Raw genomic sequence first — 23,249 nt, forward strand, 5'->3', positions numbered from 1 at the left:
AAGCAAGCGCTAAAGCGTCTTCATTATATGTGAAACGTCTTAAAATAACGAACGAATGGCAGCGAGAATGATTCCTGATATCAAAAACACTAACCATCAAGCGCTACCCGGTAAAACACCTTCGAGTCTGTCTGCGCAAACCGGCACTATTAGCCAATTGCAAAGCGAAATAAAACTCATCCAGTCGCTCAGCTTGATCAAAGTACAAGGCAGCGAATCACTGTCATTTCAAGGCAAGCCCGCCCAACTACTCAGCGTAACAACCAACCAACAACAGCCACTTACCCTGATCAATACCGGACCAAGAATACCCGTCGATAGCCAACAAACAGCAGAGCTAACTCTCACAGCAAAACATCAAGCCAGCTTAACTTTCTCAGATAATAAGCCAAATAGCAGCATGCAAAGCAACGCAATCCAAGGCAGTACAATCAACAACCTCAGCGTGGCGTCACGTATTATCTCTTTAACCGCCCTATCGGCCTCAAGCAACACCAATGGCAGCTATCTCACCTCGGTTTCTGATGGCAACAATCAATTTCAAATCACCAGCCAAACGCCACTACAAAAAGGCGATAGCGTTCGCGTACTGCTCGATTCGAACAATCAATTGCAAGTCATTCCAAATAAAACAACGGCGGCAAGTGCACCGCAAATTGACGCGTTAAAGCAAAGCTTGCCCAAGCAATTATCCGCTTCCGAAATGTCTCAACTGATCAAGCAATTACAGGAAATCAATAATACCGCCTCTACGTCATTATCACCCCAATCGCAGCGCGCACTCGCTCAGCTAATCCAAAGTTTGCCTGCCTTAGAGCAATTGACTCAATCACCCAGCGCAATGAAACACGCGATTCAAACCAGCGGCCCGTTTGCTGAGTCGCTATTGAAAAATGCGAATATCAGCGAGCTCAATACAGATCTTAAGTTGAATTTAACGCGTTTAGAGAACACAACGAATGATTCGCCGGTGCAGCGCTCAAATAATTTTCCAACTGAGCAAGTCGCCAACGCCATCGAAAGAATCACCACCAACCAATTACGGCATTTTTCAGACCTTAATCAGGTCAATGCTCAAACTTATCCGCTACAGATAGAACTGCCTATAAAAGACAACCAGAACACCAGTTTAGTACAGTTACAAATAGATCAAGATGCACACGATAACACTGTGCCAGACCATGAGCGTCGCTGGTTAGTAAAACTTAACTTTGATTTTGAAGAAACAGGACGTTTTGAAGTAAGAACCAGTATTCAGGAAAATAAAGTAGGCATTCTTTTTGCCGCCGAAAATACCGACACTATAAAAGCGATCAAGCAACAGATGGGGAAATTAAAACAACAGCTAATCGATAAGAATATAGACGTGCAAAGGCTCGATGTCTTCCAAACAAAGCTGCAAGAAGACAAGCCCAAAAGCCCGACTCAAACTTCGTTAATCGATGTGAGAACCTAATGAAAAAAGCAGTGGCACTAAAATATGATTACGCTCAAGCTCCCACAGTCATAGCAAAGGGTTCAGGTTATTTAGCAGAACGTATTATGGAGGTTGCTAAGGAGAACGATGTGGTACTTCATCAAAGCCCTGAGCTTGTTGAAATGTTAAGTACGCTCGAACTCGGTGAAGAAATACCTGAATCTCTTTATCTAGCCGTCGCAGAAATTATCGCGTTTGCACACAATATCAAAAACAAATGGGTATTAGACTGATTAGGTTTAATGGTAATCAGAGTTACGGTGTGATTCTTTTTTCAACAGATTAATCAATTCAGCTTCTGCCCTTATTAAACCGCACTTAGAAACAAGATCATCAACCGTCGCTCCCATCGCCAACAATTCCATCGCACGGTTATACGAAACACTGCCTTCTTTCGATAAGATCTCGGTTTGACGCTCAACCGCCATATTGAGCTTTTTCTCAATGGCAACCAAACGGCGTCCCATACCAATCGAGCCTGATGCTAATACTTGCACCTGTTTCTTTTGATTAACACTGTCTTCCTGATGCTGAATTTTCATTTGTTTTATACGCTTTGATAAACGTACAGCCCAGACCGCTAAAGCCACTAAAATAACAAACTGAAAGGTGAGCAGAAGATTAAATAACCATTGAGATTCCATCGAGTACAACTACCTTTTAACTTACATTGAGCCTATTTCAGACCATTCATCATCGGATAAAAGCCTATCAAGATCCACCAAAATAAGCAGAGTATCATTTTTGTGACATACACCCTGTATAAATTTTGAAGACTCATCATTACCGACATTCGGCGTTGCTTCAATTTCAGATTGGCGTAAATACACGACTTCAGAAACTGAATCTACCAAAATACCTATAACATGCCCTTCAACCTCGACAATCATAATACGAGTGGCATCATTGATATCACCTGACGGTAAATCAAATCGCTGACAAGTATCAATAACGGTGACAACCATGCCACGAAGATGAATAATACCGAGCACAAAACTAGGGGCTCCTGGTACTGGGGCAATTTCGGTATAGCGCAATACTTCTTTTATCTGCATGACATTTACGCCATAGGTCTCATTTTCTAGTCTAAATGTGACCCATTGAAGCATTGGATCTTCAGCTTGTTTAGACTCTTTTAACGCTCTACCTATTGTCGTCACATCAATTTCCTTAAAATAGTAAAATAATCAATATACGTCTATCAAAGATGTTTCTTAAAACCATTATCAGGGTCATCTAACAATTCAATAAAACCTTGAACATCTAATATGGCACACATATGATCAATAACGGTTCCGGCCAACCACGGTCTTTTACTTCTATCGCTTCGCCATTTTACTTGTGAAGGCTCTAAAGAGATAGCCTCGGCGACTTCCTCACATGCTAACGCCCAATCAGAACGATCTAGCTGAATAACAAATTTAAAATTTTCTTTAAGTTCACCTTTATAGTGATTAGGCATCACCCAACGAGCGGTATCAACACACCGCAAGTTAAATTCCCCTACATTAGCAACGCCCATAAACCAGTCAGGTTGACCAAAAATAGAGGTTAATTTTTCCCCTCCACTTTGGAAAATACCGCCTAGTTCAATCAATGGCACAGCCATTTTTAATCCACCAACATAAAATAGTAGGCATTCAAATCTTCCACTAGCCCAGGGTAATGGTTCGGTTTTAGCGACCCATTTACGCACCTCTGGCTCTGGCTCATCAGCTTCTATTTCATACTCACTATCGGACAAGACCGCAGCGGGAACATCAGTAATGGCGGCCTCAAAATCGGCAAAGGATGTCTCAATTGAGTGAAACGACTCACTTTCTGGTATGACTTCAGTGGTAAGTAATTGCTCCTCGCTTTCTAACTCAGAACTTCGCGTTTCGATTCCTTTAGAATCTGAATCTGTTTTTATTTCTTGTATTCCTTGAGCCTGATCGCCCATTTCGGAATCTTCCACCTGACCATCTATTTGATCAGATGAATTAATGTCTGTCGCTTCTTGTAACAAATCATCAAGATAACGCTGTACCGCTAATTGCGGGCCAGTCATAGTACTGTCTTTCGTTTTTAAATCTTTCATAACTGTGATCTAGTCCGCCGGATTTAATAAAGAACTAATTAGACTTTTATAAGCTTTAACCCCTCTAGCATTAGCATCTAATGCTGAAGGCGCAACACCAGCGGTACTCGCATCTCTCAGTTTTGTATCAATAGGAATAACAGAGTGCCATACTAATTCGTCGTATGTGTCTTTTATACTGCGTAAGCTTTTATTTGACGCCTGAGTTCTTCTATCAAATAATGTTGGCACGATAATATAAGGAACTGGGCGTTTTCTTGCGCGATTTATCATGGTCAGCGTTCGCACCATACGCTCCAGACCTTTAATCGCTAAAAACTCGGTTTGCACTGGAATAATTAACTTCTGACAAGCCGCTAATGCATTAATCATCAACACACCTAAAACAGGCGGACTATCAATCAAAACATAGTCGAAGTCTTCCCATAAAATCGCGAGTGATTTTGAAATAACCAATCCCATACCACCTTGTGCTTGGGCATGCCTTTCTAATGTTGCCAATGCGGTAGAAGCCGGCAACAGGGAAAGGTTAGGATGACCCGTTTCTAAGACCAATTGAGCGGGGAGCGATTCGGGGATTTTCCCATTTACTTGGAATAAATCGTATGCGCTGTGTCCTATTGTATCGGGGTCGAAGCGAAAATAACTTGTTAACGATCCGTGCGGATCCAAATCGATCATTAGCACTCTATTTCCGGCATCTGCCAATAAGCCAGCTAAGGTAACCACTGTGGTGGTTTTGCCCACTCCACCTTTTTGATTTGCCACTGCCCAAATGTGCACTCTGACTCCCTAGAGATCCTATACTGTTATTTTGCTTACTACTTTCTTGCAATCATATACAGTAACTATCTATTTAAACAAGTAATCATAAAGATTGCCCGCTTGCGTTTTACTGATTCGTAGCACAACTCGCCGATTCTGCTGCCTTGCTTCACTATTTGTATTGCGAACCTTAGGGTGCTCACTAGCAAAGCCAATAGGCGCAATTAGTTTCGGATTAACACCGCGATATACCAACTCATCGACCACAGAGGATGCTCGTAAGCTTGATAAATGCCAATTGGATATCAGACGATTAGAGGTAACAGGAAGGTTATCAGTGTTGCCATCCACTAAAATGGGCGCTGGGTAGCTTTTCAAAATATTACTAATAACAATCAATAGAGCTACCGCTTCATTCGTAAGCTGATATTCTCCTGCGCCGAACAACAAAGCGGATTTCAACTCTAAATTAATCCAGTGTGGTGACTCTGATATAGAGATTTGCCCAGATTTTTGAAGAGATTTAAAATCGTTATTAATCGTATTATTCAATAGATCATAAATAGTCGACTTAGGAGTGATTGTGGCAGAAACTGGATTCTGCACTTTCTCTTCCATATTAGGTGGATTTGCAGGAATAGCTTTAGCATTAACCACGTCTTGATCTTTAGGATCACCGATAATAGGTTGGCCAATATTAATAGGCTTAACAGACTTTTGTACTGCTTCAAAAACACCATTCAGGGTTTCTGTTAAGCGCCTGTCATTGCCTTGTGTTTTGAGGGAGATAGAATAAAGGGCAACAAAAAAAGCGAACAATAACGTAATGAAATCAGCATAGGATAAGATCCAACGATCTCTCCCTTGTGTCGCACTCGCAGGTTTGCTTTTACGCACTCGTCGGCGACGTGATGAATGAGGGACATCATCACTCATAACTATTCAACTCAACCTCTAATCTCTGAGGATGTTTTCCTGTTGCGATCCCATGAACTCCGTCAATAATAAGCTGATTATAAAGCAGCTCCTGATCAACATAAGAGGACAACTTTTTAACAATTGGAAACACGACTAAATTAGCAAACCCTTGCCCATACAGTGTAGAGACAAAAGCAACAGCGATACCATGCCCTAAAGCAGTAGGACTATCTAAGTTCGCCATGGCTTGGATAAGACCAAGCACCGACCCCATGATACCTAACGTTGGCGCATAGCTCCCAATTGACTCTAAAAAGCTGACGCTAGCCATTCGCTTATCATGAATGCGATTCGCTTCATCATGCAAGCGGTCTGCAAGTAATTCAGGGTCAGTGCCATCAATCGCCATTTGCAAAGCACGCGCGGCAAATGGATTGGAAAAGGAAGAAATCTCAGACTCTAAAGAAAATAAAGAGGTACGTCGTGCCTTTTGAGCTAAATCGATTAAAAACGCTTTTGCATAAGAAAAATCATGAATCGGTGGAAAAAGACTCCATTTAGCGAGGTAAAATGCTCTTAAGGCATCTTGAATACTGCTCTGCATTAAGGTCGCACCAATACTCCCAACAATGACAATAATGGCAGAAGGTAAATTAAGAAGAAGTACGATCTCTCCTCCTCCTAGCCAATTTGCTAGAAATACAGAGCTAAAGGCAAGCAGCAATCCTGCTAGAGTCACAAAATCCACTAAGAGACCTCACGAGCTATACGTTCACCAATATGATTAAGGTCAATGATATCATCGGCTAAATTGGCTTTCTCTATCGCCATTGGCATGCCATAGATAACACAAGACGCTTCACTTTGTATCCAAACCGTTGACCCAGTGTTTTTCAACATTCGAGCACCTTCTCGACCATCAACACCCATACCAGTCATCACAACTGAAAGCACTTTTCCAGGGTAGCACTTAGACGCAGAACCAAAAGTAACATCAACCGATGGCTTATAATTAAGCCGTTCATCACCTTCTAAAATACGAACACACCCACCATTTCGAGGGTCCACCATCATTTGCTTTCCTCCTGGTGCTAGTAAAGCAACGCCAGGTACAAGATGATCGCCATCCTTTGCCTCTTTTACAGTTATTTGGCAAAGGTTATTAAGTCGCTCCGCAAAGGCGCCTGTAAACGCGGCTGGCATATGTTGAACAACAACCAAGGGTGCTGAAAAATCTTTTGGCAACTTACTAAGAACGACTTGAAGCGCCATTGGCCCTCCTGTTGAAGTTCCGATCGCGACCAAACTGACTCTTTTTCGCGAACGAGGGATAATAACACCTCGCTCTGTCACGATTGGTTTTGGCGCTATTCTGGGCGCCAAAGGTTGAACAGGAGCTTTTACCCTACCTAATCGAGTTCGAGAAACAGCAAGAACCCTTTCAACTAATGCATGTTTCACCACGGCTGAATCCCGAGAAATATCTTCGAAATTCTTTGGCATAAAATCAACCGCACCCGCTTCTAATGCATCGAGTGTGATTTTGGCCCCTTCATGCGTTAGAGAAGAGAACATTAAAACGGGTGTAGGCTTCAATTTCATGATGCTGGATACAGCAGAAATACCATCTAAAACAGGCATTTCATAATCCATTGTCACTACATCAGGCGATAAAGACTGCACTTTATCAATCGCTTCTTGGCCGTTATTTGCTGTCCCTATGACTGTTAGCCTAGGATCAGCCTCGAAAATTTCAACGAGACGACGTCGAAAGAACCCTGAGTCGTCAACGACCAGAACCTTTACCGGCATATATAGCTACTCCTAAATGAAAACATCATCTACCTTGATGCATAGCTTTTAAGCATGCTCGGTACATCTAGTATTAATGCAATACGGCCATCACCGGTAATTGTTGCACCTGCTATCCCCACCGTTCCTTGCAACATTTTACCCAATGGCTTGATAACAACTTCTTCTTGACCAACTAATTGATCAACAATAAAGCCCACTTCATTAGTACCCACTTGGACCACCACCACATGAGCTTCTTTTGGTGAAACCTCTGTCGTAGCACCTTTTATTAACCAACTCTTCAGATGGAAGATTGGAAGCGTCTTACCTCTCACAACCACTACTTGCTGGCCATCTACAACATTTGTTTTCTGTAGATCTAAGTGGAAAATTTCATTAACACTAACCAAAGGAAACGCAAACGCCTGATCGGATAACGTTACCATCAGCGTTGGCATAATGGCTAAGGTAAGTGGCACTTTTATAATAAAGCGCGAACCATGCCCTAAGGCTGATTGAATTTTCAGGGTACCGTTTAGCTGAGAAATTTTCGTTTTAACAACGTCCATCCCTACGCCACGCCCCGATACATCAGTAATTTCAGTTTTAGTGGAAAAGCCAGGAGCAAAGATTAGATTAAATGCCTCTTCATCAGACAAACGCTCCGCAGCATCTGAATCCATAATGCCTTTTTCAACCGCTTTTCGACGAAGCACATCAGGATCCATACCCGCGCCATCATCTTCGATGGACAACAGAATATGATCGCCCTCTTGCTCTGCTGAAAGAACAACATGTCCAATTCGTGGTTTGCCACTCGCCTCGCGTATATCAGGTGTTTCCACACCGTGATCTACTGAGTTTCTCACCAAGTGAACAAGCGGATCAGCAAGGGCTTCGACAAGATTTTTATCTAAATCTGTGTCTTCCCCTCGAAGCTCTAGATTAACCTCTTTCTTCAAAGTACGAGCAAGATCTCGCACTACACGAGGAAACTTACCAAATACTTTTTTGATAGGTTGCATCCGCGTTTTCATCACCGCGTTTTGCAAATCGCCAGTCACTACATCTAAGTTAGCGACAGCTTTGCCCATTGACTCATCTTCACTTTGAAGACCTAAGCGTACTAATCGGTTTCGAACTAAAACGAGTTCGCCCACCATATTCATAATGTCATCAAGTCGTTTGGTATCAACTCGGACGGTTGCTTCTTGAGTAACGGGCGTATGTGTCGTTTTTTCTTTGACCACCTCTGGCGCTGGCTTTGGTGCCGTTTTAGGTGCCGATTTAGGAGCCGTCACCTTCTCTGCTTTCTTCTGAGGTGAATTCGCCTTAGTGTCAGCATCATCGGAGGTAACTTTAGGTGCTTGACCCTTACCATGTAAGCTATCGAGTAATGACTCAAATTCATCGTCGGTAATTAGCTCTGACTCTCCACCAATAGGCGGATTATTTTCAGTCTCTTCGGGCTCAGTATTACCTACTTGACTAGGCGCCTTTCCACCATGAAGTTCATCAAGTAATTTCTCAAATTCGTCATCCGTAATGTCATCAGAGTTGGGTAATATCGTCTGATCTTCCGAAGGGCTTTCAGAAGATACGCCAGGCGCACTTGAACCATGTAGCTGATCAAGTAGTGCATCAAATTCATCTTCTGTGATTTCATCAGAAGATGGTGTTTCTGACACAGGCGTACCATGCTCTAAAGAAGAGGTGTCATTACCTTCTAGTGCGTCAAGTAAGGACTCGAACTCATCATCGGAAATATCATCAGGCGCTGCATTATCATTGGCTGCCACAGTGTCTTTTATTTCGTCGACCTGCACCGCTGATGTTTCGTTTGCGCTTGGTGGTACCGCATAAGCACTTAATGCCTTAATCAAATCTGGGTCTGCACGCTCAGGCTCACCGCCAGCTCGAACAACATCAAACATTTCATTAACAGCATCTAATGCTTGTAACACCACGTCCATTAAATCTGAGTCAATTTGACGCTGACCATTACGCAAGATATCAAAAACACTTTCAGCATAATGACAGCAATCAACTAACGGTGTGAGTTGAAGGAAACCTGCACCGCCTTTAACTGTATGAAATCCACGAAAAATTGCATTAAGCAATTGTTTATCATCTGGATTTTGCTCTAGATCCACTAATTGTTCGGAAAGCTGTTCAAGAATTTCTCCAGCTTCTACCAAAAAATCTTGCAGAATTTCCTCATCGACTTCGAAACTCATCCCCAGCTCCTTTAGAAACCAAGACTTGATAGCAAGTCGTCTACTTCGTCTTGGCTATTTAGTACTTCAGGGTTATTTTGTTTATTAATAGCCGGTCCATGCCCACGAGTGTCATCGTGTTCAGGCACATTCTCTTCGTATTCAATTCCGGAGATACTATCAACGCGTCCCGCAACAGCAACGAGATGTACAAGGCGTTCTTCTACATCTCGAATTAGATCATTTACTCGAGCAATAACCTGACCGGTTAAGTCTTGGTAACCTTGCTCAAGAAGAATGGTGTTGAGGTTGGAATGCAAAGCTGTGGCACTGTTCTCGGTATACTGTAGAAAGGTATCAATACGCTTATATAACTCACGAAACTCCTGAGGAGTTAGATCTCTTTGGATTAAGCGATTCCAATCTTTTCGCAAGTCTTTTGCCTGGATTTTTAACTCATTGGCAACTGGCAGACTATTGTCTACCATGTCCATGGTTTTGTTTGCAGCAGAATTCGTTAGTTCGATGACATAATTTAAACGATCAGAAGCGTCAGTGATTTTGGTTCCAGAATCACCCACGCTTCCCTCTACCGCTAAATCAACCGAATCAACTTGAAAGTCTCGAATGGCATCATGGAGGCTACGAGTTAATGTTCCTACCTCTTTATAAAAACTTTTATGTCGGGCGTCACTTAACTCCTGTATTACACTGATAGCACCGCTAAAATTGCCTGCTTCAAGATAATTTAAAAGATCTACAGCGCCGTCTTTTACTAAGCTTTCAAAATCGCCTAGGCCAGCCTCCAATTTCTTTGACATTTAAAGTCCTTATTTCGCTGCATCTATTCTTTCGAATATTTTCTCAATTTTTTCTTTGAGGGCTACGGCTGTAAAAGGTTTAACAACGTAACCATTTACACCAGCTTGTGCAGCCGCAATAATTTGATCTCGTTTTGCTTCTGCCGTCACCATAAGAACCGGAATAGTTTTTAACTTTTCATCCGCTCTTACTGCTCGAAGCAACTCAATTCCTGTCATTCCAGGCATATTCCAATCTGTCACCAGAAAGTCAATTGAACCTGCTTGAAGAATCGGTAACGCGGTTGTTCCATCGTCCGCTTCAACCGTATTCGTAAATCCCAAATCCCGTAATAGGTTTTTGATGATACGTCTCATTGTCGAGAAATCATCCACAATCAGGATTTTCATGTTTTTATCCAATGCATCCTCCACAACCTAAAGGTAATATTTCACAGCTCATAATTTAGTCCTGCCAGTCACTTAATCTAGCTCTTAACCGCATCGCAGCTTGGCTGTGTATTTGACTGACTCTTGATTCACTAACACCTAAAACAGCGCCAATTTCTTTTAAATTCAATTCATCGTTATAATAAAGAGACAATACTAATTTCTCTCTTTCCGGCAACAAATCAATTTCTTGTGCTAACTGACCTTGAAAACCGCTTTCTTCAGTCATCGCGTATGGCGTACTCTCTATATTCGACGGCACGCTGTCTAATACACCATTATCACTTTCAATTATTTCTTCATAGCTAAACAACTGCGTTGCCATTGAGGCATGTATCATTTCATGGTATTCGCCAATGCTAATATCCATGTGAGCCGCTATTTCCATATCGGTCACATCACGACCAGCTTTAGCTTCTAATTCTTGTATAGCAGAAGAAACAGCACGACCATTGCGCCTTACTGAACGAGGAGCCCAATCCGTTTTACGAATTTCATCCATAATTGAACCACGAATACGGATACCAGCGTAAGTCTCAAAGCTCGCTCCTTTCGTCGATTCAAATCGTTTATAGGCTTCTATAAGACCCATCATTCCCGCTTGCGTCAAATCGTTCACATCTACGCTATTGGGTAAACGCGCCAATAAGTGATAGGCAATCTTTTTCACCAAATAACCGTATTGTTCAACAATGGCGTCAACTGACAATGTCGCTTTTTTTGCGTATGTGTGATATCCGTTTTTGGTCTGCATAAGTTGTAGCGTAAGCAACCTTTAACTATTTGAATCTAAACATATAAGAACTGTACTACATACTTCGCCTCAGCGCTTAATGTAATAACATCATTTTACTAACTACCGTATTTTAGTGCGCCATAAAGCTGACTGTAATGCTCTGACGTGTAGACCGCTCGACTAATTAAGTTATGTGCTCTTGCTGGTTCGATATCATCGGGAATTCGCTGTCCATCTGCAATGTAAACAACAGGCAGCCCTTCTTCAATAATGACACTAATGGCTTCTCCCAGCGACGCCGATTCATCCAGCTTACTTAATACACAACCGTCTAATTGAACCTGAGAGTAAACATCGATCACGGCTTTCAACACTTGTCTTTGGCTTGTACAAGGCAATACGAGCAATTTTTTTAAACCTGCACGAGCACGTTTCATCATTAACAATTGGCGCTCTAAATTAGAATCCCTCGGATTCATACCAGCAGTATCAACCAGTACTAGGGAATAATCAGAATACTTCGCAAGCACTTCATTTAAATCAGAATATTCGTTCACTACTTCAACGGGAACATTCAATATTCGCCCAAATGTACGCAGTTGCTCATGGGCGGCAATTCGATAAGTATCTGTTGTTACCAGAACAACACTACCTGGACCATATTTCAATACATGCTGTGCAGCAATTTTGCCGATAGAAGTCGTTTTTCCAACGCCCGTTGGCCCCATGAAAGCGATACAACCATGCAGCTCCGCGGCATTAGATCTTACCGGTATATAATCTGCTAAATGCGCTAATAATCTATTCCAGTCATCCTCGCGACCTTTTAAATCAATATCATCTAAAAGACGTGATATCACGGTTTCAGAAAGCCCTAATCGTTTTAACTTTTCCCGCGCTTCCGTTTCAACCGGATTAGTTTTAATTTTGGTTTTTGAATTCGCTAACGTTTGTTTCTCTAACATCTGACGAACATGCTGCAATTCAAGTTCCATTTCATGAATTTGGCGAGTATTTGCGCTATTTTTTACCGACAATGCCTCTTCAACTGCAGGATCTTCTTGATCACCTTGCAGCGGTGGCATTTCGAAAGAAGTTTCTTTAGAAGCAAAGTCGGAAGAATTTGATTTAGGAGGAGTGTGCTGCTTTGCTCTTTCAATTCGCTCAAAATAATCCGCACTTGGATTTTGATTAGAATCGGTTCGCTGAGTTGGAGTCGAGCGAGGAGAAGGCGCTGACACTTTCTTTTCAACCAGACTAGAAGGCATAGAACCATCATAATCCAATGCTGCAACGATCTCTATTTCACCCGTTGCTAAGCGTTGATTCGACAAAATGACCGCGTCAGGGCCCACAGCATCACGGACTTTCCGTATAGCTTGACGCATGTCGGGTGCTCGAAACCGCCTAATTTGCATGAATACTACAATCCTTCTAGTTTATTTTTCTTACAAATCCATAGCTTACCCGAAAGATTTTGATAAATATAGAGAGTTAATCATTACAATCAATACGGATTATTGACCTATCACACCGACCACTGTAATTCTCTTATGATCAGGCACTTCTTGATAGGACAGAACCGACATATTTACCATTCCGTATCGCATAAAACGCGCCAACATAGGGCGTATAGGCGCAGAAACAATCAAAATTGGTGTATTCCCCATGGCTTCTTGCTGCTCTGCCGACTCTTTAAGTGAACTTTGCAACTGCTCAGCCATTTTGGGTTCTAGAATTAATGCTTCTTCGTTTTTGATACCAGACTGCTGACTCTGCTGCACCGTCTGCATGAGCATTTTTTCTAACTGCGGGTCGAGCGTAAGAACAGGAATCTCTTCGACACCATCCGCTAGCGTTTGAATAATCATCCGCGAAAGTGCGGTTCGAACAGCTGCCGTCAACACCATAGGATCCTGACTTTTAGGCTGAACCCCCATTATTGCCTCAGCAATCGTACGCATGTCGCGTAACGGAACACCTTCGATCAATAAGTTTTGCAAGACTTTCAACAGCACACTCAACTGTATCGTATTGGGCACCAGCTCTTCTGCTAACTTAGGATTGTATTGTTTAAGCAAACTTAGAAGCTGCTGCACTTCATCATGACCAATTAATTCATAGGCATGCTTATGCATAATCTGATTCAGGTGGGTAGCAACAACCGTACTCACATCCACTACGGTATAACCATAGGTCTGTGCTTGATCTCGTTTTTTAGGGTCAATCCATACCGCATCTAAGCCAAACGAGGGGTCTTTTCCGGCAATCCCATCAACAACACCAAAGACTTGACCAGGATCGATGGCTAACTCCTTGTCTGGGTGCACTTCTGCCTCAGCCAGACTCACCCCCATTAACGTCACTCGATATGCATTAGGCATTAGATCTAAGTTATCGCGAATATGAACACTAGGCACAAGAAAACCAAGATCTTGGGAAAGCTTACGCCTCACGCCTTTGATACGAGCAAGCAGCTCTCCTCCTTGAGATTTATCAACCAAGGGAATCAAACGATAACCTACTTCCAAACCTAACATATCTACGGGTGCGACATCATCCCAGCTTAAATCCTTAGATTCTGAAGAAGGCGCCGTATCTGTTGACGAAAGTTTGGTAGAACTTTTCACACCCAAAAGTGCTTTTTGCTTCTTACGATATTCGAGGTAATAGGCAAAACCACCCAACCCAAAAGCTAAAGATAAGAAAGAAAAATGTGGCATCCCAGGCACGATACCCATAACGGTGAGTACTGCCGCTGCCACATAAAGCGCTTTTGGAGAACCAAACATCTGGGTGACAATTTGAGTCCCCATATCGCCAGATTCGTTGACTCGCGTCACCATAATGGCCGCGGCTGTCGACAACATAAGAGAAGGTAGCTGCGCCACCAAACCATCACCAATGGTCAATAGGGAATAACGCTGAATGGCCTCAGAGAAAGAAAGATCATGCTGCGCCATACCAATGGCAAGACCACCAATAATATTAATACCAAGAATAAGCAATCCGGCGACAGCGTCACCTTTAACAAATTTAGAGGCACCATCCATGGAACCGTAAAACTCAGCTTCTGAAGCAATTTCAGAACGTCGAATTTTGGCTTGATCAGCATCAATCATGCCGGCATTCAAGTCAGCGTCAATAGCCATCTGTTTGCCGGGCATCGCATCCAAAGTAAAGCGAGCACTTACTTCTGAAATCCGCCCTGCACCTTTAGTAACTACCGCAAAGTTAATAATCATTAAAATAGCGAACACCACAAAACCAACCACATAGTTGCCGCCAATAACGACCTCACCAAATGCTTGGATAACCTTACCTGCGGCGTCCGGCCCTTCGTGCCCGTGAAGCAAAACAACTCGAGTCGAAGCCACATTAAGCGCCAACCGCATTAAAGTAGAAACCAACAAAACCGTAGGGAAAACAGCAAAATCAAGAGGTCTTAGAGAATAGATAGAAACCAGCAGAACAACGATGGCCAAAGCAATATTGAACGTAAACAATACGTCCAAAAGAAAGGCAGGAATGGGCAACACCATCATAGCCAAAAGAGACAGAAGAAGGACGGGGATGCCTAAATGCCCAGTAACTACATCCTTAAATTGTCCTGTCACTTTTTGACGGTCAAAACTCACACAAATATCCCACTAAAATTAAAAAGCCAATTGAGTAAATCAATTACCGTCCCATTGAAACTCATCTGGAACATCTAAATTCGGCACAACTTCTGGTCGAGGCGCCCCATTTCTTACGTTTCGCAGTTGATAAACATAAGCTAACAGCTGCGCAACCGCCTGAAACAGGCCCTGAGGAATCTCTTCCCCTATTTCAGTATGATGAAAAATAGCCCGAGTTAACGTCGGCGATTGTATCACAGGGATATCGTAGTGGTTGCCTACTTCACGTATTTTCAATGCAATGAAATCAGCCCCTTTTGCCAGCATAACTGGTGCTTTGCCACCCTCTTGATCATACTTTAACGCCACAGAAAAGTGAGTCGGGTTGGTAATAATCACATCAGCTTCAGGAAGATCTGTCATCATTCGATTCATAGCGGCTTGTTGCTGCAATTGGCGAACTCGCGCTTTTACTTGGGGATCACCCTCTTGCTGTTTGTACTCATCTTTGACTTCCTGCTTGGTCATTTTGAGCTTTTCTTTATGGGACCAGACCTGAAATGGCACATCTATAGCGGCAATCAACGCTAAAGCCAGCGCAATAAAAACAAACGACCAAATAGCAATACTGACACCATGAGAAATGGCCAGCTGAATAGATTGGAATGGCAGCCCTAGGGCCTCTGTCAAAAAGTGATTAATAACGATAGTGGCAACTGTACCAACGAGCGTTACTTTTGCAATGGACTTGAGCAGCTCAACAAGCGACTGAACTGAAAACATTCGCTTTAATCCCGTAATAGGATTCATCTTGCTCAGCTTGGGCATTAATGGCTCCCAAGAAAAGTTAAGCCCACCCAATCCAATACTACCAATGATCCCAGCGGCGGCTAGAATAGCCATCATGACGACCATCGAATCCATCACTGAAACAATAGAACTATAGAGATGAAAAATCATACGCCCATAGTTAAAAATATCTTGCCGCTCAATAACAAAGTTAAAATGAAAAACCTTTTCAAGGTCCTCTGCTAGATAAGCACCTGTTCCATAAATAGTCGCTGACGCAATAATAAGCAACAAGGCAGCACTAAGGTCTTTCGAACGGGCTACATTGCCTTTCTTTCGAGCATCTTCAAGTTTCTTACCACTGGCACTTTCCGTTTTTTCACTACCGTCTTCGTTCTCAGCCATGTAAACGAATCCCCCATGTGTCTTTCATCCAACTGGTTATTTCGTGAAAAAACAAACGATAAATATCCAAAAAATCTTTCAACATTATCCAGAAAAAAAACAAAGAAAATAGCATTATGACAGGAAAGCCCAACGCAAAGATATTCAATTGAGGGGACGCTTTGGCCACCACCCCAAAAGCAAAGTTCATGACCAAAACAGCAATAGCGAGAGGCAATACAACCAATAGGGCTTTTTCAAACATCCAACCACCCAGTGATACCAACTGCCAATAATGCTGACTGTCAAAGCCTCCACCAATAGGCCAATAGGTAAAACTCTCAGCCAAATATTCAATCATCACCAAATGGCCATCAGTTCCTAAAAACGCCAACGCCACCATAGACACATAATACTGCCCCATTGTGGCAACAGAAACGCCATTGGCTGGGTCGTTCGACATAGCAAAACCAAGGCCCGCTTTCATTGCCGCTAATTGACCGGCTAAAGAAAACACTTGAAACAAGATAGTGATAACAAAACCCAGCGCAAAACCAATCACCAACTGCTCTGCAATCAACACAATAAAAGCGGGTGATACAGGATCATAAGGAGGAACATGGATGACTGGTGTAATAATAATAGCAATCAGAAAAGAAAAAGCGATTCGCACTCTAGCATTAACCAGCCGACTACCAAACAAAGGCAGCGCCATGAAAAAGGCACCAATACGGAAAAAAGGCAACAAAAAGCTAATCGTAAGATTTATTAACTGATCAGGATTAAGTTCAAGCATTAGCCTATTATCATCGGAATATTAATAAATAAATGTGTCGTAAAGTCAGTTAGCTTAGTCAAGATCCAAGGTCCTAACTGCATAATCACCAAAATAGTCACAATCAAACGCGGCAAAAATGAAAGGGTCTGCTCATTTATTTGCGTCGCTGCTTGAAAAATACTAACAATCAAGCCAACCAAGAGGCTTGGCACCATAACGGCTGCCACAATCACCACAATTAAATAAAAACCCTGCCCATAAAGATCTAAAACAACCTGAGGATCCATATTTACATCCCAAAACTAGCCGCTAACGTTCCCATTATCATAGACCAGCCATCTACCATAACAAAAAGCATGATTTTAAAAGGTAAAGAGATAATAACCGGAGACAACATCATCATACCCATCGCCATCAAAACACTTGCCACCACCATATCAACAATTAAGAATGGAATGAAAATCATAAAACCTATCTGGAACGCAGTCTTAAGCTCACTGGTTACAAACGCTGGCATAAGAATAGTGAAAGGCAATGTATCCAGAGATTGGATTTTACCTTCCTTGCCAGCTAATTTTACGAACAGAGCAATATCATCTTCTCGAGTTTGCGCTAACATGAAATTACGCATCGGAGTCGCGGCTGCTTCCACCGCTTGAATCGAGGTGATTTTCTCATTCAGATAAGGCTGCAACGCCACTTCATTAACCTTATCTAAAGTAGGTGTCATAATAAATAAGGTGAGAAACAAGGCCATACCCACCATAATTTGATTCGAAGGCGTCTGCTGCAAACCAATTGCTTGCCGCAATATAGCCAATACAACAATCACTCGGGTAAAGGCTGTCATCATCATTAACGCCGCTGGTAATAAAGTCAGCGCCGTCATGATAAATAGAATTTGAAGTGATACTGAGTACTCCTGACTACCATCCGCGCTAGTAACAACTTTTACGGCAGGAAGCCCCACTTCAGCCCACGACATCGCTGGAAACAACAATAAAACCAACAAGACTAAGCGCATCATAATGTTGATCCTTTTTCTGTTTTTATATCAGAAGAAGGTTCTGTTTCGCTCATCATCTGGGCAAACGCCTTACCATTTGAGGAAAAGCTCTTGAGATGGTTAATTGATTGAGAGGTAACGCCTAACAGCACTCTTTCTCCTTCGACCTCAACCAGCACAATCTTTTCTTTTGCCCCTAAAGACTGACTACTTACAATACGAATATCAGATTGCCCGAAACGCATTTGGGTAACCTGTAATTTCTTAACAAGCCATAAACATGCCGGAATAAAAACCACGATAAAAGCCAGAGATAAAACGACTTTCCAAATAGAATAGGTGGTGGGCATTTCTTGGGGAGTAGCGGCTTGCACATAGGAAACAGCCATGCAAAGCATGGCTGTAATGATTGTTTTTTTCGTTTTTATACAGAGTTTCACAAGGCTTACTTCAATCGTCTAATACGCTCATTAGGACTAACAACATCTGTTAGGCGAATACCATATTTGTCATTTACCACAACCACTTCACCATGAGCTATCAAGGTGCCATTCACTAAAACATCCAATGGCTCACCAGCAAAACGATCTAACTCGACAACTGAACCTTGCGTTAATTGCATAAGGTTACGTATCGCAATTTCTGTATTACCTAATTCCATGGATAGGGTAACAGGAATATCCATAATAAGATCAAGATCAGAACCAACGTCAGCTCCAGCAACTGAAGGCGTTGCAAGCTCTTCCAACTTAACAGGTTTAACTTCCTGTTCTGACATGGCAGCGGCCCATTCGTCATCAATATCTCCCTCTCCGCCAGCATCTCCGGATTCAGACATCGCGGCTGCCCATTCGTCAGCTAGATCTTCACCCATACCTTCTGCGTCTGGATTTTGTTCTTCTGCCATGCTATTTCGTTACCTTATTAATTTTAAAATTTTCAACCATCTGAACCGAATAGTGCTCATTACTTACGCCTAACTTACCTTTAAAAGTAGGCACTCCATTCGCTCGAACCGTGACAAATTCTGGCATTTCTATTGGGATAATATCACCCGCCTTGAATTTCAACACCTCACCCAATGCAATCTTACGATTCGCCACACTCACCTTAAGATTCACATCAATGTCTTTGACATCTTGCTGAAGAGATTTTCCCCAACGATCGTCTTTTTCATCAACATCACTTTGCACACCGGCGTCTAATAACTCTCGAACTGGCTCAATCATAGAGTAAGGCAAGGTAATATGAAGTTCACCACCACCGCCATCAAGCTCAATATGAAAAGTTGACACTATCACAACTTCACTTGGGCTCACTATGTTTGCCATTGCAGGGTTCACTTCGGAACTAATGTATTCCAAGTCGAGTTTTAAAACTGGCGCCCAAGCTTCGGTTAAATCAACAAAAACTTGTTCTAACATTAATTGAACAATACGAATCTCTGTCGGGGTAAATTCTCGCCCCTCAATTTTAGCGTGACGCCCATCACCACCAAAAAAATTATCAACAAGCTTAAAGACAAGTTTTGCGTCTAAAATAAACAGCGCGGTACTTCTCAAGGGGCGGAATTTAACCAAATTTAAACTGGTTGGAACATACAGCGTATGAACATATTCCCCAAACTTCATTACCTGAAGTCCGCCTGACGAAACATCTGCCGTACGTCTTAATAAATTAAAAAGGCTAATGCGAGTGTAACGAGCAAAGCGCTCATTAATCATCTCTAGGGTAGGCATACGCCCACGCACGATGCGCTCTTGGCTAGTAATGTCATACGACGCTACACCATTAGCATCCTTGATCTCTTCTTCTTCAGGTTTTTCATCCGCGCCATGTAAGAGAGCGTCGATTTCATCCTGAGATAATAAGTCTTGAGCTGACATAATCGTTACTGCATCACAAAGTTAGTAAATAGCACACCATCAATACCGCTTTTTCCAGTCTCTTGCTGCAGAATACCATTAATAGCTTCTAACGCAGACTTCTTTAATGCTTCTTTACCATTCATCGTCTGCAACGCATCAAATGACTGACTAGATAAAAGCAAGACTAAACTGTTCCGAATTAAAGGCATATGCACTTTAACAGCATCGATTTGAACTTGATCTTTGGACATGATCGTCATATCCAATTGCAAATAACGCTGCCTCCCATCCACCATAAAGTCCACGACAAAAGGCGCATCCAGTTTTAAATAGATGGAAGGTGTGCTCGTAGGCAATGCTTCTTCTGCCGTCACGCCGTCACTAGCAGGACCATCTGCCGAGCTAAATAAGAAAAAATAGGCTGCCGCTCCGCCGCCGGCTAATAAAACCAAGACAACAGCCAATATGATAATGAGCTTTTTCTTGCCACCCTTTTTCTCACTGCCCGTATCGACATCTAAACTATCTTTTTCAGCCATGACCAAACCTTTGGTGTTATGTAATTGATTAAATAGGACGCATAAAGAGTTTTTCGCGCCAACAACCCTCTATTCTACAAAGAATAAGGGATAGCACCATTTATTTCCTTACATTTAAGCATAGTAATCAACACCAGAAGGGGACACATAAGATACATTCTGAGAATTTAGAGCATCTTCATTCGTATCTTGCGCTACAACACCCCGAGGATTAGCATTAGATTGCCCCTGCTCTGCCCCTTGATATTGACTGCCAGTTGTATCCTGTTGAGAAACGCCCACATCCACGCTATTAAGGTCCATTCCCTGCTGTGCCAGCATGTCCCTCAACCTTCCCATCTGGTTTTCCAACAAATCTCTTGTATGAGGCGTTGCGGCCATAAAACTTACTTGGGTGTTATTATTATCACTGTCCACTGATACTTTAACCGTTAAACTGCCTAATTCAGGTGGATCTAATTTAATGTGCGCGGTATGTATGCCAGATTGAGCCACCCAAGCTACTTTCTGACTCATCTCTCCTGCCCAACCTGGATGATTCGGCGGCATAGACATCGCTAAGTTTTGTTGAGCACTGAATGTTTGTGTATTTTGCGAAGCCGCTGGCGACAAGCGATTAGCCAAATTATTAGTCGCAGAAATTGAGCTATTCAAGCCTCCTGTATCAGCCTCTTTGGAGGCACCGTCTAGCTGCGCTGTCATTTTTCCGATCAAGGCGTCTTGTTCTTTTTTACGCAGTTCAACAGGCTCGTTAGACGACAGATGATCCACACCGGTGCCAAGAGTGACGCCACCTACAATAGCACCTTTTTCACTAGTACCATCACCTAAAATCAAAGGACTCACTTCTTTCGGCTGAGACCCTTTTACAGCGTTCGCCAAAGCAATCTGGTCAGACACTTTACTTCCAGAGGACGATAAAACATGAGGAATACCACTGCTTACAGTAGATTTAGTTTGAGCAGGCGTCTGCGCTGCTGAATGCCCCATTTGAGAAAGTACCCATGACAAATCAGTACTATCACCGGCATTTGGTGAACCTTCAGCATCTAAGGGCTTTTCTTTACTCTTTTTATCAATATCACTTCCTAAAGCGGCTTCTCCAGCTACTTTTTTAGCGGCGACTTGATTTAGTATTTTTGCTTTTGAACCTATCGAGGCAAGTCCAGCTTCTGCACTCTTGTTTTCACCCGCCTTACCAGCCCCCGAATGAAGCGCCCTCACTTCCGCGGGAACTTTACTGTTCGTCACCTCAGTGCTTTCACCCTTTATCAACTGAGAACGATCTGCCTCAGTTGATTTTCCTGCCACTATCGATGATGTATCCTCACCTGAAACTGACGCATCTGAAACTGAAACAGGTGCCACATCAGCATTGGCAGCCCCTTCTTTTTGGTCTAGTGAATGCTTAACCAATTTTGAATGGTTCGATAATGCTTCAGAAGCCGCTAATTTAGCGTCACCCTCAGAAGTCACTGCAGGATGCCCTTCTTTTGAAGTCGCTTTTTTAGCTATGCCATTAACCGCTTTAGTTAATTTAGCGTCACCCTCAGAAGCAATAACAGGTCGCCCTTCTTTATCAATGGCCACAGTTTGAGCTTTTGAGTCTAATTGGGGGATTTTAACAAGATCACTTGAGGAAGAAGTTGAAAGGGATTTTCCTTCGCTAGCATCATCAGCATCGCTAGCTATTAGAGTTGGTTTGACACCTTCACGCCCAATATTTTTAGACGCCAAGTCGCTACCTGTTAGCTTCTTATCCTGGGTGGATACGACAGCATTACCGTTAGCTTCTTTTAGAGGTGTTGTATCAGACGTTTTTTGTCCATCGCGCTGCAATATTTTGCCGCTATCAAGAGAGCTATCTTGATTAATAGCATTACCACTACTGGTCTCAACTACGCTTTTTAAAGAGGGAGGGGGGTTCTGAAACGGCTTTGAATCGGACTTTTCTGAGCCTTCGGAGGACGCTAATTTTGTATTTTCAGAACGAGTAAAATCATCGTTCTGCTCGGTAGCGCTATCAGAATGCTCACCTGAATCAACGCCAGCTTCATTCTTAACCGTCGAGTCATTCAAACCAGAATCTATTGACTGCTTTGCTTTATGAAGGTTTTCCGCAAAAAAATGACCCCGAGACTCAGACTCAGAGTTACGAGACTCAGACGATTTAGCTGGTATTTGTGAAGACAACACCTGGTTTGTAACTGCTTGCATAGTTTCCTCCGGCAATAGAAGACAATATGCAAAACAAAGGCCAATCTACAACATCAGCTAGGGTGCCAATAAAAATGCGCAGTAACAGAGCGACCTTCATTGGAAAATTCAAGCTTGTCACACAATTGATTTAATAACGCCAAACCTCTGTTGAAAAACATATCAGCGTTCTCAGTATCAAGTTTAATATCCTGATAATCAAATCCTGAACCGCTGTCCGTCACCTGTAAAATAAGCTTACCTAAAGTAGAGTCCGAGATAACTTCACCCTGAATCTTCACAAAACCCTCTTCTAACACGGATAGCAATTGCTCTCTTTCTTCATAATAAGCAGAAAAACCATCCAAGGTATTTTTCTTAGAAGACGAGAGCTTTAAAACACCATGCTCAAGCGCATTTGAATACAATTCTGAAATAATCATGAATACATGACTAGCATACCGATCTAACCCAGGAGCCGTGATAATGAGATGAAGAATATAAGGCAAGGGGTCTGTCGAACGCAGAGATTCAGCGCTCAATACATATTCGAATGAAAAGTCTGATGATGATTCATGAGAAAACTTTTCCACACTTAAGACCTCGTTGGAGCGGATACGCATACAAGCATTAAGACACACACCAAGACAGAAATTATCATTATGAGCCTCCCTAAAAAAACGCGTCTCTTTCATGCAATCAACTAAGCAAGCAAGCAAGCAAGACAACCACTCACTTCCATCTTTATTTATAAAGCGATGAAAACATAGAACTTACAATCGATTTTATTAGCCCGCTACAGCAAGCCCTTAAATCAAAAAAAGAAGAGTTCT

The 23,249-nt window shown here is 42.5% G+C and carries 25 protein-coding genes; 2 read left to right on the top strand and 23 right to left on the bottom strand.

All coding sequences use genetic code 11. The annotated features are described in order from the left end of the window. Positions 1 to 67 precede the first annotated feature (67 nt). Complete coding sequence (gene fliK / locus V6259_RS14095) at positions 68 to 1,456, top strand: flagellar hook-length control protein FliK (protein WP_341585048.1); 1,389 nt, start codon at positions 68 to 70, stop codon at positions 1,454 to 1,456. Then, on the top strand, positions 1,456 to 1,710 hold the full coding sequence (locus V6259_RS14100) for an EscU/YscU/HrcU family type III secretion system export apparatus switch protein (RefSeq protein WP_133011737.1): 255 nt from the start codon (positions 1,456 to 1,458) through the stop codon (positions 1,708 to 1,710). Before fliK ends, V6259_RS14100 begins: the two co-directional genes overlap by 1 nt. 6 nt (positions 1,711 to 1,716) lie before the next feature. Here V6259_RS14100 and V6259_RS14105 read toward each other — a convergent pair whose 3' ends face one another. From V6259_RS14105 to V6259_RS14215, 23 genes are all read right to left on the bottom strand, one after another. Beyond that, positions 1,717 to 2,121 (bottom strand): DUF2802 domain-containing protein, encoded by a 405-nt coding sequence (locus V6259_RS14105; protein ID WP_133011738.1) that lies wholly within the window; start codon positions 2,119 to 2,121, stop codon positions 1,717 to 1,719. A 21-nt stretch (positions 2,122 to 2,142) separates the two neighbouring features. Beyond that, the gene (locus V6259_RS14110; protein ID WP_133011870.1) at positions 2,143 to 2,586 is read right to left on the bottom strand and encodes a chemotaxis protein CheW; all 444 of its coding nucleotides are present in this window, start codon (positions 2,584 to 2,586) and stop codon (positions 2,143 to 2,145) included. A 92-nt stretch (positions 2,587 to 2,678) separates the two neighbouring features. Beyond that, positions 2,679 to 3,557: a chemotaxis protein CheW gene (locus tag V6259_RS14115; protein WP_341585049.1), complete on the bottom strand. Its 879-nt coding sequence runs from the start codon at positions 3,555 to 3,557 to the stop codon at positions 2,679 to 2,681. Between the two features lie 9 nt (positions 3,558 to 3,566). Next, positions 3,567 to 4,340 (bottom strand): ParA family protein, encoded by a 774-nt coding sequence (locus tag V6259_RS14120; RefSeq protein WP_133011740.1) that lies wholly within the window; start codon positions 4,338 to 4,340, stop codon positions 3,567 to 3,569. A 69-nt stretch (positions 4,341 to 4,409) separates the two neighbouring features. Beyond that, a complete protein-coding gene (locus V6259_RS14125; protein WP_341585050.1) occupies positions 4,410 to 5,258 on the bottom strand; it encodes an OmpA family protein in 849 nt (282 codons plus the stop codon). Next, positions 5,251 to 5,988: a flagellar motor protein gene (locus tag V6259_RS14130; protein WP_341585051.1), complete on the bottom strand. Its 738-nt coding sequence runs from the start codon at positions 5,986 to 5,988 to the stop codon at positions 5,251 to 5,253. Before V6259_RS14130 ends, V6259_RS14125 begins: the two co-directional genes overlap by 8 nt. Beyond that, entirely contained in the window at positions 5,988 to 7,052 is a 1,065-nt protein-coding gene (locus V6259_RS14135) for a protein-glutamate methylesterase/protein-glutamine glutaminase (protein WP_341585052.1), read from the bottom strand. Before V6259_RS14135 ends, V6259_RS14130 begins: the two co-directional genes overlap by 1 nt. 29 nt (positions 7,053 to 7,081) lie before the next feature. Further along, on the bottom strand, positions 7,082 to 9,271 hold the full coding sequence (locus V6259_RS14140) for a chemotaxis protein CheA (protein WP_341585053.1): 2,190 nt from the start codon (positions 9,269 to 9,271) through the stop codon (positions 7,082 to 7,084). An 11-nt stretch (positions 9,272 to 9,282) separates the two neighbouring features. Next, positions 9,283 to 10,071: a protein phosphatase CheZ gene (locus V6259_RS14145; protein ID WP_341585054.1), complete on the bottom strand. Its 789-nt coding sequence runs from the start codon at positions 10,069 to 10,071 to the stop codon at positions 9,283 to 9,285. 9 nt (positions 10,072 to 10,080) lie between these two features. After that, positions 10,081 to 10,461 (bottom strand): chemotaxis response regulator CheY, encoded by a 381-nt coding sequence (locus V6259_RS14150; protein WP_207923232.1) that lies wholly within the window; start codon positions 10,459 to 10,461, stop codon positions 10,081 to 10,083. A gap of 55 nt (positions 10,462 to 10,516) precedes the next feature. Further along, positions 10,517 to 11,254 (bottom strand): RNA polymerase sigma factor FliA, encoded by a 738-nt coding sequence (locus V6259_RS14155; RefSeq protein WP_133011747.1) that lies wholly within the window; start codon positions 11,252 to 11,254, stop codon positions 10,517 to 10,519. A 98-nt stretch (positions 11,255 to 11,352) separates the two neighbouring features. After that, complete coding sequence (gene flhF, locus V6259_RS14160; RefSeq protein ID WP_133011748.1) at positions 11,353 to 12,654, bottom strand: flagellar biosynthesis protein FlhF; 1,302 nt, start codon at positions 12,652 to 12,654, stop codon at positions 11,353 to 11,355. Between the two features lie 99 nt (positions 12,655 to 12,753). Beyond that, positions 12,754 to 14,874, bottom strand: a complete 2,121-nt coding sequence (gene flhA / locus V6259_RS14165) for a flagellar biosynthesis protein FlhA (RefSeq protein WP_133011749.1) — start codon at positions 14,872 to 14,874, stop codon at positions 12,754 to 12,756. Between the two features lie 39 nt (positions 14,875 to 14,913). Then, on the bottom strand, positions 14,914 to 16,050 hold the full coding sequence (flhB, locus tag V6259_RS14170; RefSeq protein ID WP_341585055.1) for a flagellar biosynthesis protein FlhB: 1,137 nt from the start codon (positions 16,048 to 16,050) through the stop codon (positions 14,914 to 14,916). Then, positions 16,043 to 16,825 (bottom strand): flagellar biosynthetic protein FliR, encoded by a 783-nt coding sequence (gene fliR, locus V6259_RS14175; protein WP_133011751.1) that lies wholly within the window; start codon positions 16,823 to 16,825, stop codon positions 16,043 to 16,045. Before fliR ends, flhB begins: the two co-directional genes overlap by 8 nt. Beyond that, positions 16,825 to 17,094 carry a flagellar biosynthesis protein FliQ gene (gene fliQ, locus V6259_RS14180; protein WP_133011752.1) on the bottom strand — a complete coding sequence of 90 codons (270 nt, stop codon included), beginning with the start codon at positions 17,092 to 17,094 and terminating at the stop codon, positions 16,825 to 16,827. Before fliQ ends, fliR begins: the two co-directional genes overlap by 1 nt. A gap of 2 nt (positions 17,095 to 17,096) precedes the next feature. Then, positions 17,097 to 17,834, bottom strand: coding sequence for a flagellar type III secretion system pore protein FliP (gene fliP, locus V6259_RS14185; RefSeq protein ID WP_133011753.1), 738 nt, complete (start codon positions 17,832 to 17,834; stop codon positions 17,097 to 17,099). Continuing rightward, positions 17,831 to 18,253 (bottom strand): flagellar biosynthetic protein FliO, encoded by a 423-nt coding sequence (fliO, locus tag V6259_RS14190; protein WP_240537031.1) that lies wholly within the window; start codon positions 18,251 to 18,253, stop codon positions 17,831 to 17,833. Before fliO ends, fliP begins: the two co-directional genes overlap by 4 nt. 5 nt (positions 18,254 to 18,258) lie before the next feature. Further along, positions 18,259 to 18,720, bottom strand: coding sequence for a flagellar motor switch protein FliN (gene fliN, locus V6259_RS14195; RefSeq protein ID WP_341585056.1), 462 nt, complete (start codon positions 18,718 to 18,720; stop codon positions 18,259 to 18,261). A gap of 1 nt (position 18,721) precedes the next feature. Continuing rightward, positions 18,722 to 19,699 (bottom strand): flagellar motor switch protein FliM, encoded by a 978-nt coding sequence (gene fliM / locus V6259_RS14200; protein WP_133011755.1) that lies wholly within the window; start codon positions 19,697 to 19,699, stop codon positions 18,722 to 18,724. A gap of 5 nt (positions 19,700 to 19,704) precedes the next feature. Continuing rightward, positions 19,705 to 20,220 carry a flagellar basal body-associated FliL family protein gene (locus V6259_RS14205; protein WP_133011756.1) on the bottom strand — a complete coding sequence of 172 codons (516 nt, stop codon included), beginning with the start codon at positions 20,218 to 20,220 and terminating at the stop codon, positions 19,705 to 19,707. 114 nt (positions 20,221 to 20,334) lie between these two features. Continuing rightward, positions 20,335 to 22,437, bottom strand: a complete 2,103-nt coding sequence (locus V6259_RS14210) for a flagellar hook-length control protein FliK (protein ID WP_341585057.1) — start codon at positions 22,435 to 22,437, stop codon at positions 20,335 to 20,337. 53 nt (positions 22,438 to 22,490) lie between these two features. After that, a complete protein-coding gene (locus V6259_RS14215) occupies positions 22,491 to 23,009 on the bottom strand; it encodes an ATP-binding protein (RefSeq protein ID WP_240537033.1) in 519 nt (172 codons plus the stop codon). Between the last annotated feature and the right edge of the window lie 240 nt (positions 23,010 to 23,249).

It is taken from the genome of Marinomonas sp. TI.3.20 (genome assembly GCF_038155025.1).
GTDB lineage: Bacteria > Pseudomonadota > Gammaproteobacteria > Pseudomonadales > Marinomonadaceae > Marinomonas > Marinomonas flavescens.

What these genes read in the sequence shown, in the direction of transcription:
- fliK (WP_341585048.1), top strand. Translation starts at nt 68, where the DNA reads ATGATTCCTGATATCAAAAACACTAACCATCAAGCGCTACCCGGTAAA.
- V6259_RS14100 (WP_133011737.1), top strand. Translation starts at nt 1,456, where the DNA reads ATGAAAAAAGCAGTGGCACTAAAATATGATTACGCTCAAGCTCCCACA.
- V6259_RS14105 (WP_133011738.1), bottom strand. Translation starts at nt 2,121, where the DNA reads ATGGAATCTCAATGGTTATTTAATCTTCTGCTCACCTTTCAGTTTGTT.
- V6259_RS14110 (WP_133011870.1), bottom strand. Translation starts at nt 2,586, where the DNA reads ATGCTTCAATGGGTCACATTTAGACTAGAAAATGAGACCTATGGCGTA.
- V6259_RS14115 (WP_341585049.1), bottom strand. Translation starts at nt 3,557, where the DNA reads ATGAAAGATTTAAAAACGAAAGACAGTACTATGACTGGCCCGCAATTA.
- V6259_RS14125 (WP_341585050.1), bottom strand. Translation starts at nt 5,258, where the DNA reads ATGAGTGATGATGTCCCTCATTCATCACGTCGCCGACGAGTGCGTAAA.
- V6259_RS14135 (WP_341585052.1), bottom strand. Translation starts at nt 7,052, where the DNA reads ATGCCGGTAAAGGTTCTGGTCGTTGACGACTCAGGGTTCTTTCGACGT.
- V6259_RS14140 (WP_341585053.1), bottom strand. Translation starts at nt 9,271, where the DNA reads ATGAGTTTCGAAGTCGATGAGGAAATTCTGCAAGATTTTTTGGTAGAA.
- V6259_RS14145 (WP_341585054.1), bottom strand. Translation starts at nt 10,071, where the DNA reads ATGTCAAAGAAATTGGAGGCTGGCCTAGGCGATTTTGAAAGCTTAGTA.
- V6259_RS14150 (WP_207923232.1), bottom strand. Translation starts at nt 10,461, where the DNA reads ATGAAAATCCTGATTGTGGATGATTTCTCGACAATGAGACGTATCATC.
- V6259_RS14155 (WP_133011747.1), bottom strand. Translation starts at nt 11,254, where the DNA reads ATGCAGACCAAAAACGGATATCACACATACGCAAAAAAAGCGACATTG.
- flhF (WP_133011748.1), bottom strand. Translation starts at nt 12,654, where the DNA reads ATGCAAATTAGGCGGTTTCGAGCACCCGACATGCGTCAAGCTATACGG.
- flhB (WP_341585055.1), bottom strand. Translation starts at nt 16,050, where the DNA reads ATGGCTGAGAACGAAGACGGTAGTGAAAAAACGGAAAGTGCCAGTGGT.
- fliR (WP_133011751.1), bottom strand. Translation starts at nt 16,825, where the DNA reads ATGCTTGAACTTAATCCTGATCAGTTAATAAATCTTACGATTAGCTTT.
- fliQ (WP_133011752.1), bottom strand. Translation starts at nt 17,094, where the DNA reads ATGGATCCTCAGGTTGTTTTAGATCTTTATGGGCAGGGTTTTTATTTA.
- fliP (WP_133011753.1), bottom strand. Translation starts at nt 17,834, where the DNA reads ATGATGCGCTTAGTCTTGTTGGTTTTATTGTTGTTTCCAGCGATGTCG.
- fliN (WP_341585056.1), bottom strand. Translation starts at nt 18,720, where the DNA reads ATGGCAGAAGAACAAAATCCAGACGCAGAAGGTATGGGTGAAGATCTA.
- fliM (WP_133011755.1), bottom strand. Translation starts at nt 19,699, where the DNA reads ATGTCAGCTCAAGACTTATTATCTCAGGATGAAATCGACGCTCTCTTA.
- V6259_RS14205 (WP_133011756.1), bottom strand. Translation starts at nt 20,220, where the DNA reads ATGGCTGAAAAAGATAGTTTAGATGTCGATACGGGCAGTGAGAAAAAG.
- V6259_RS14210 (WP_341585057.1), bottom strand. Translation starts at nt 22,437, where the DNA reads ATGCAAGCAGTTACAAACCAGGTGTTGTCTTCACAAATACCAGCTAAA.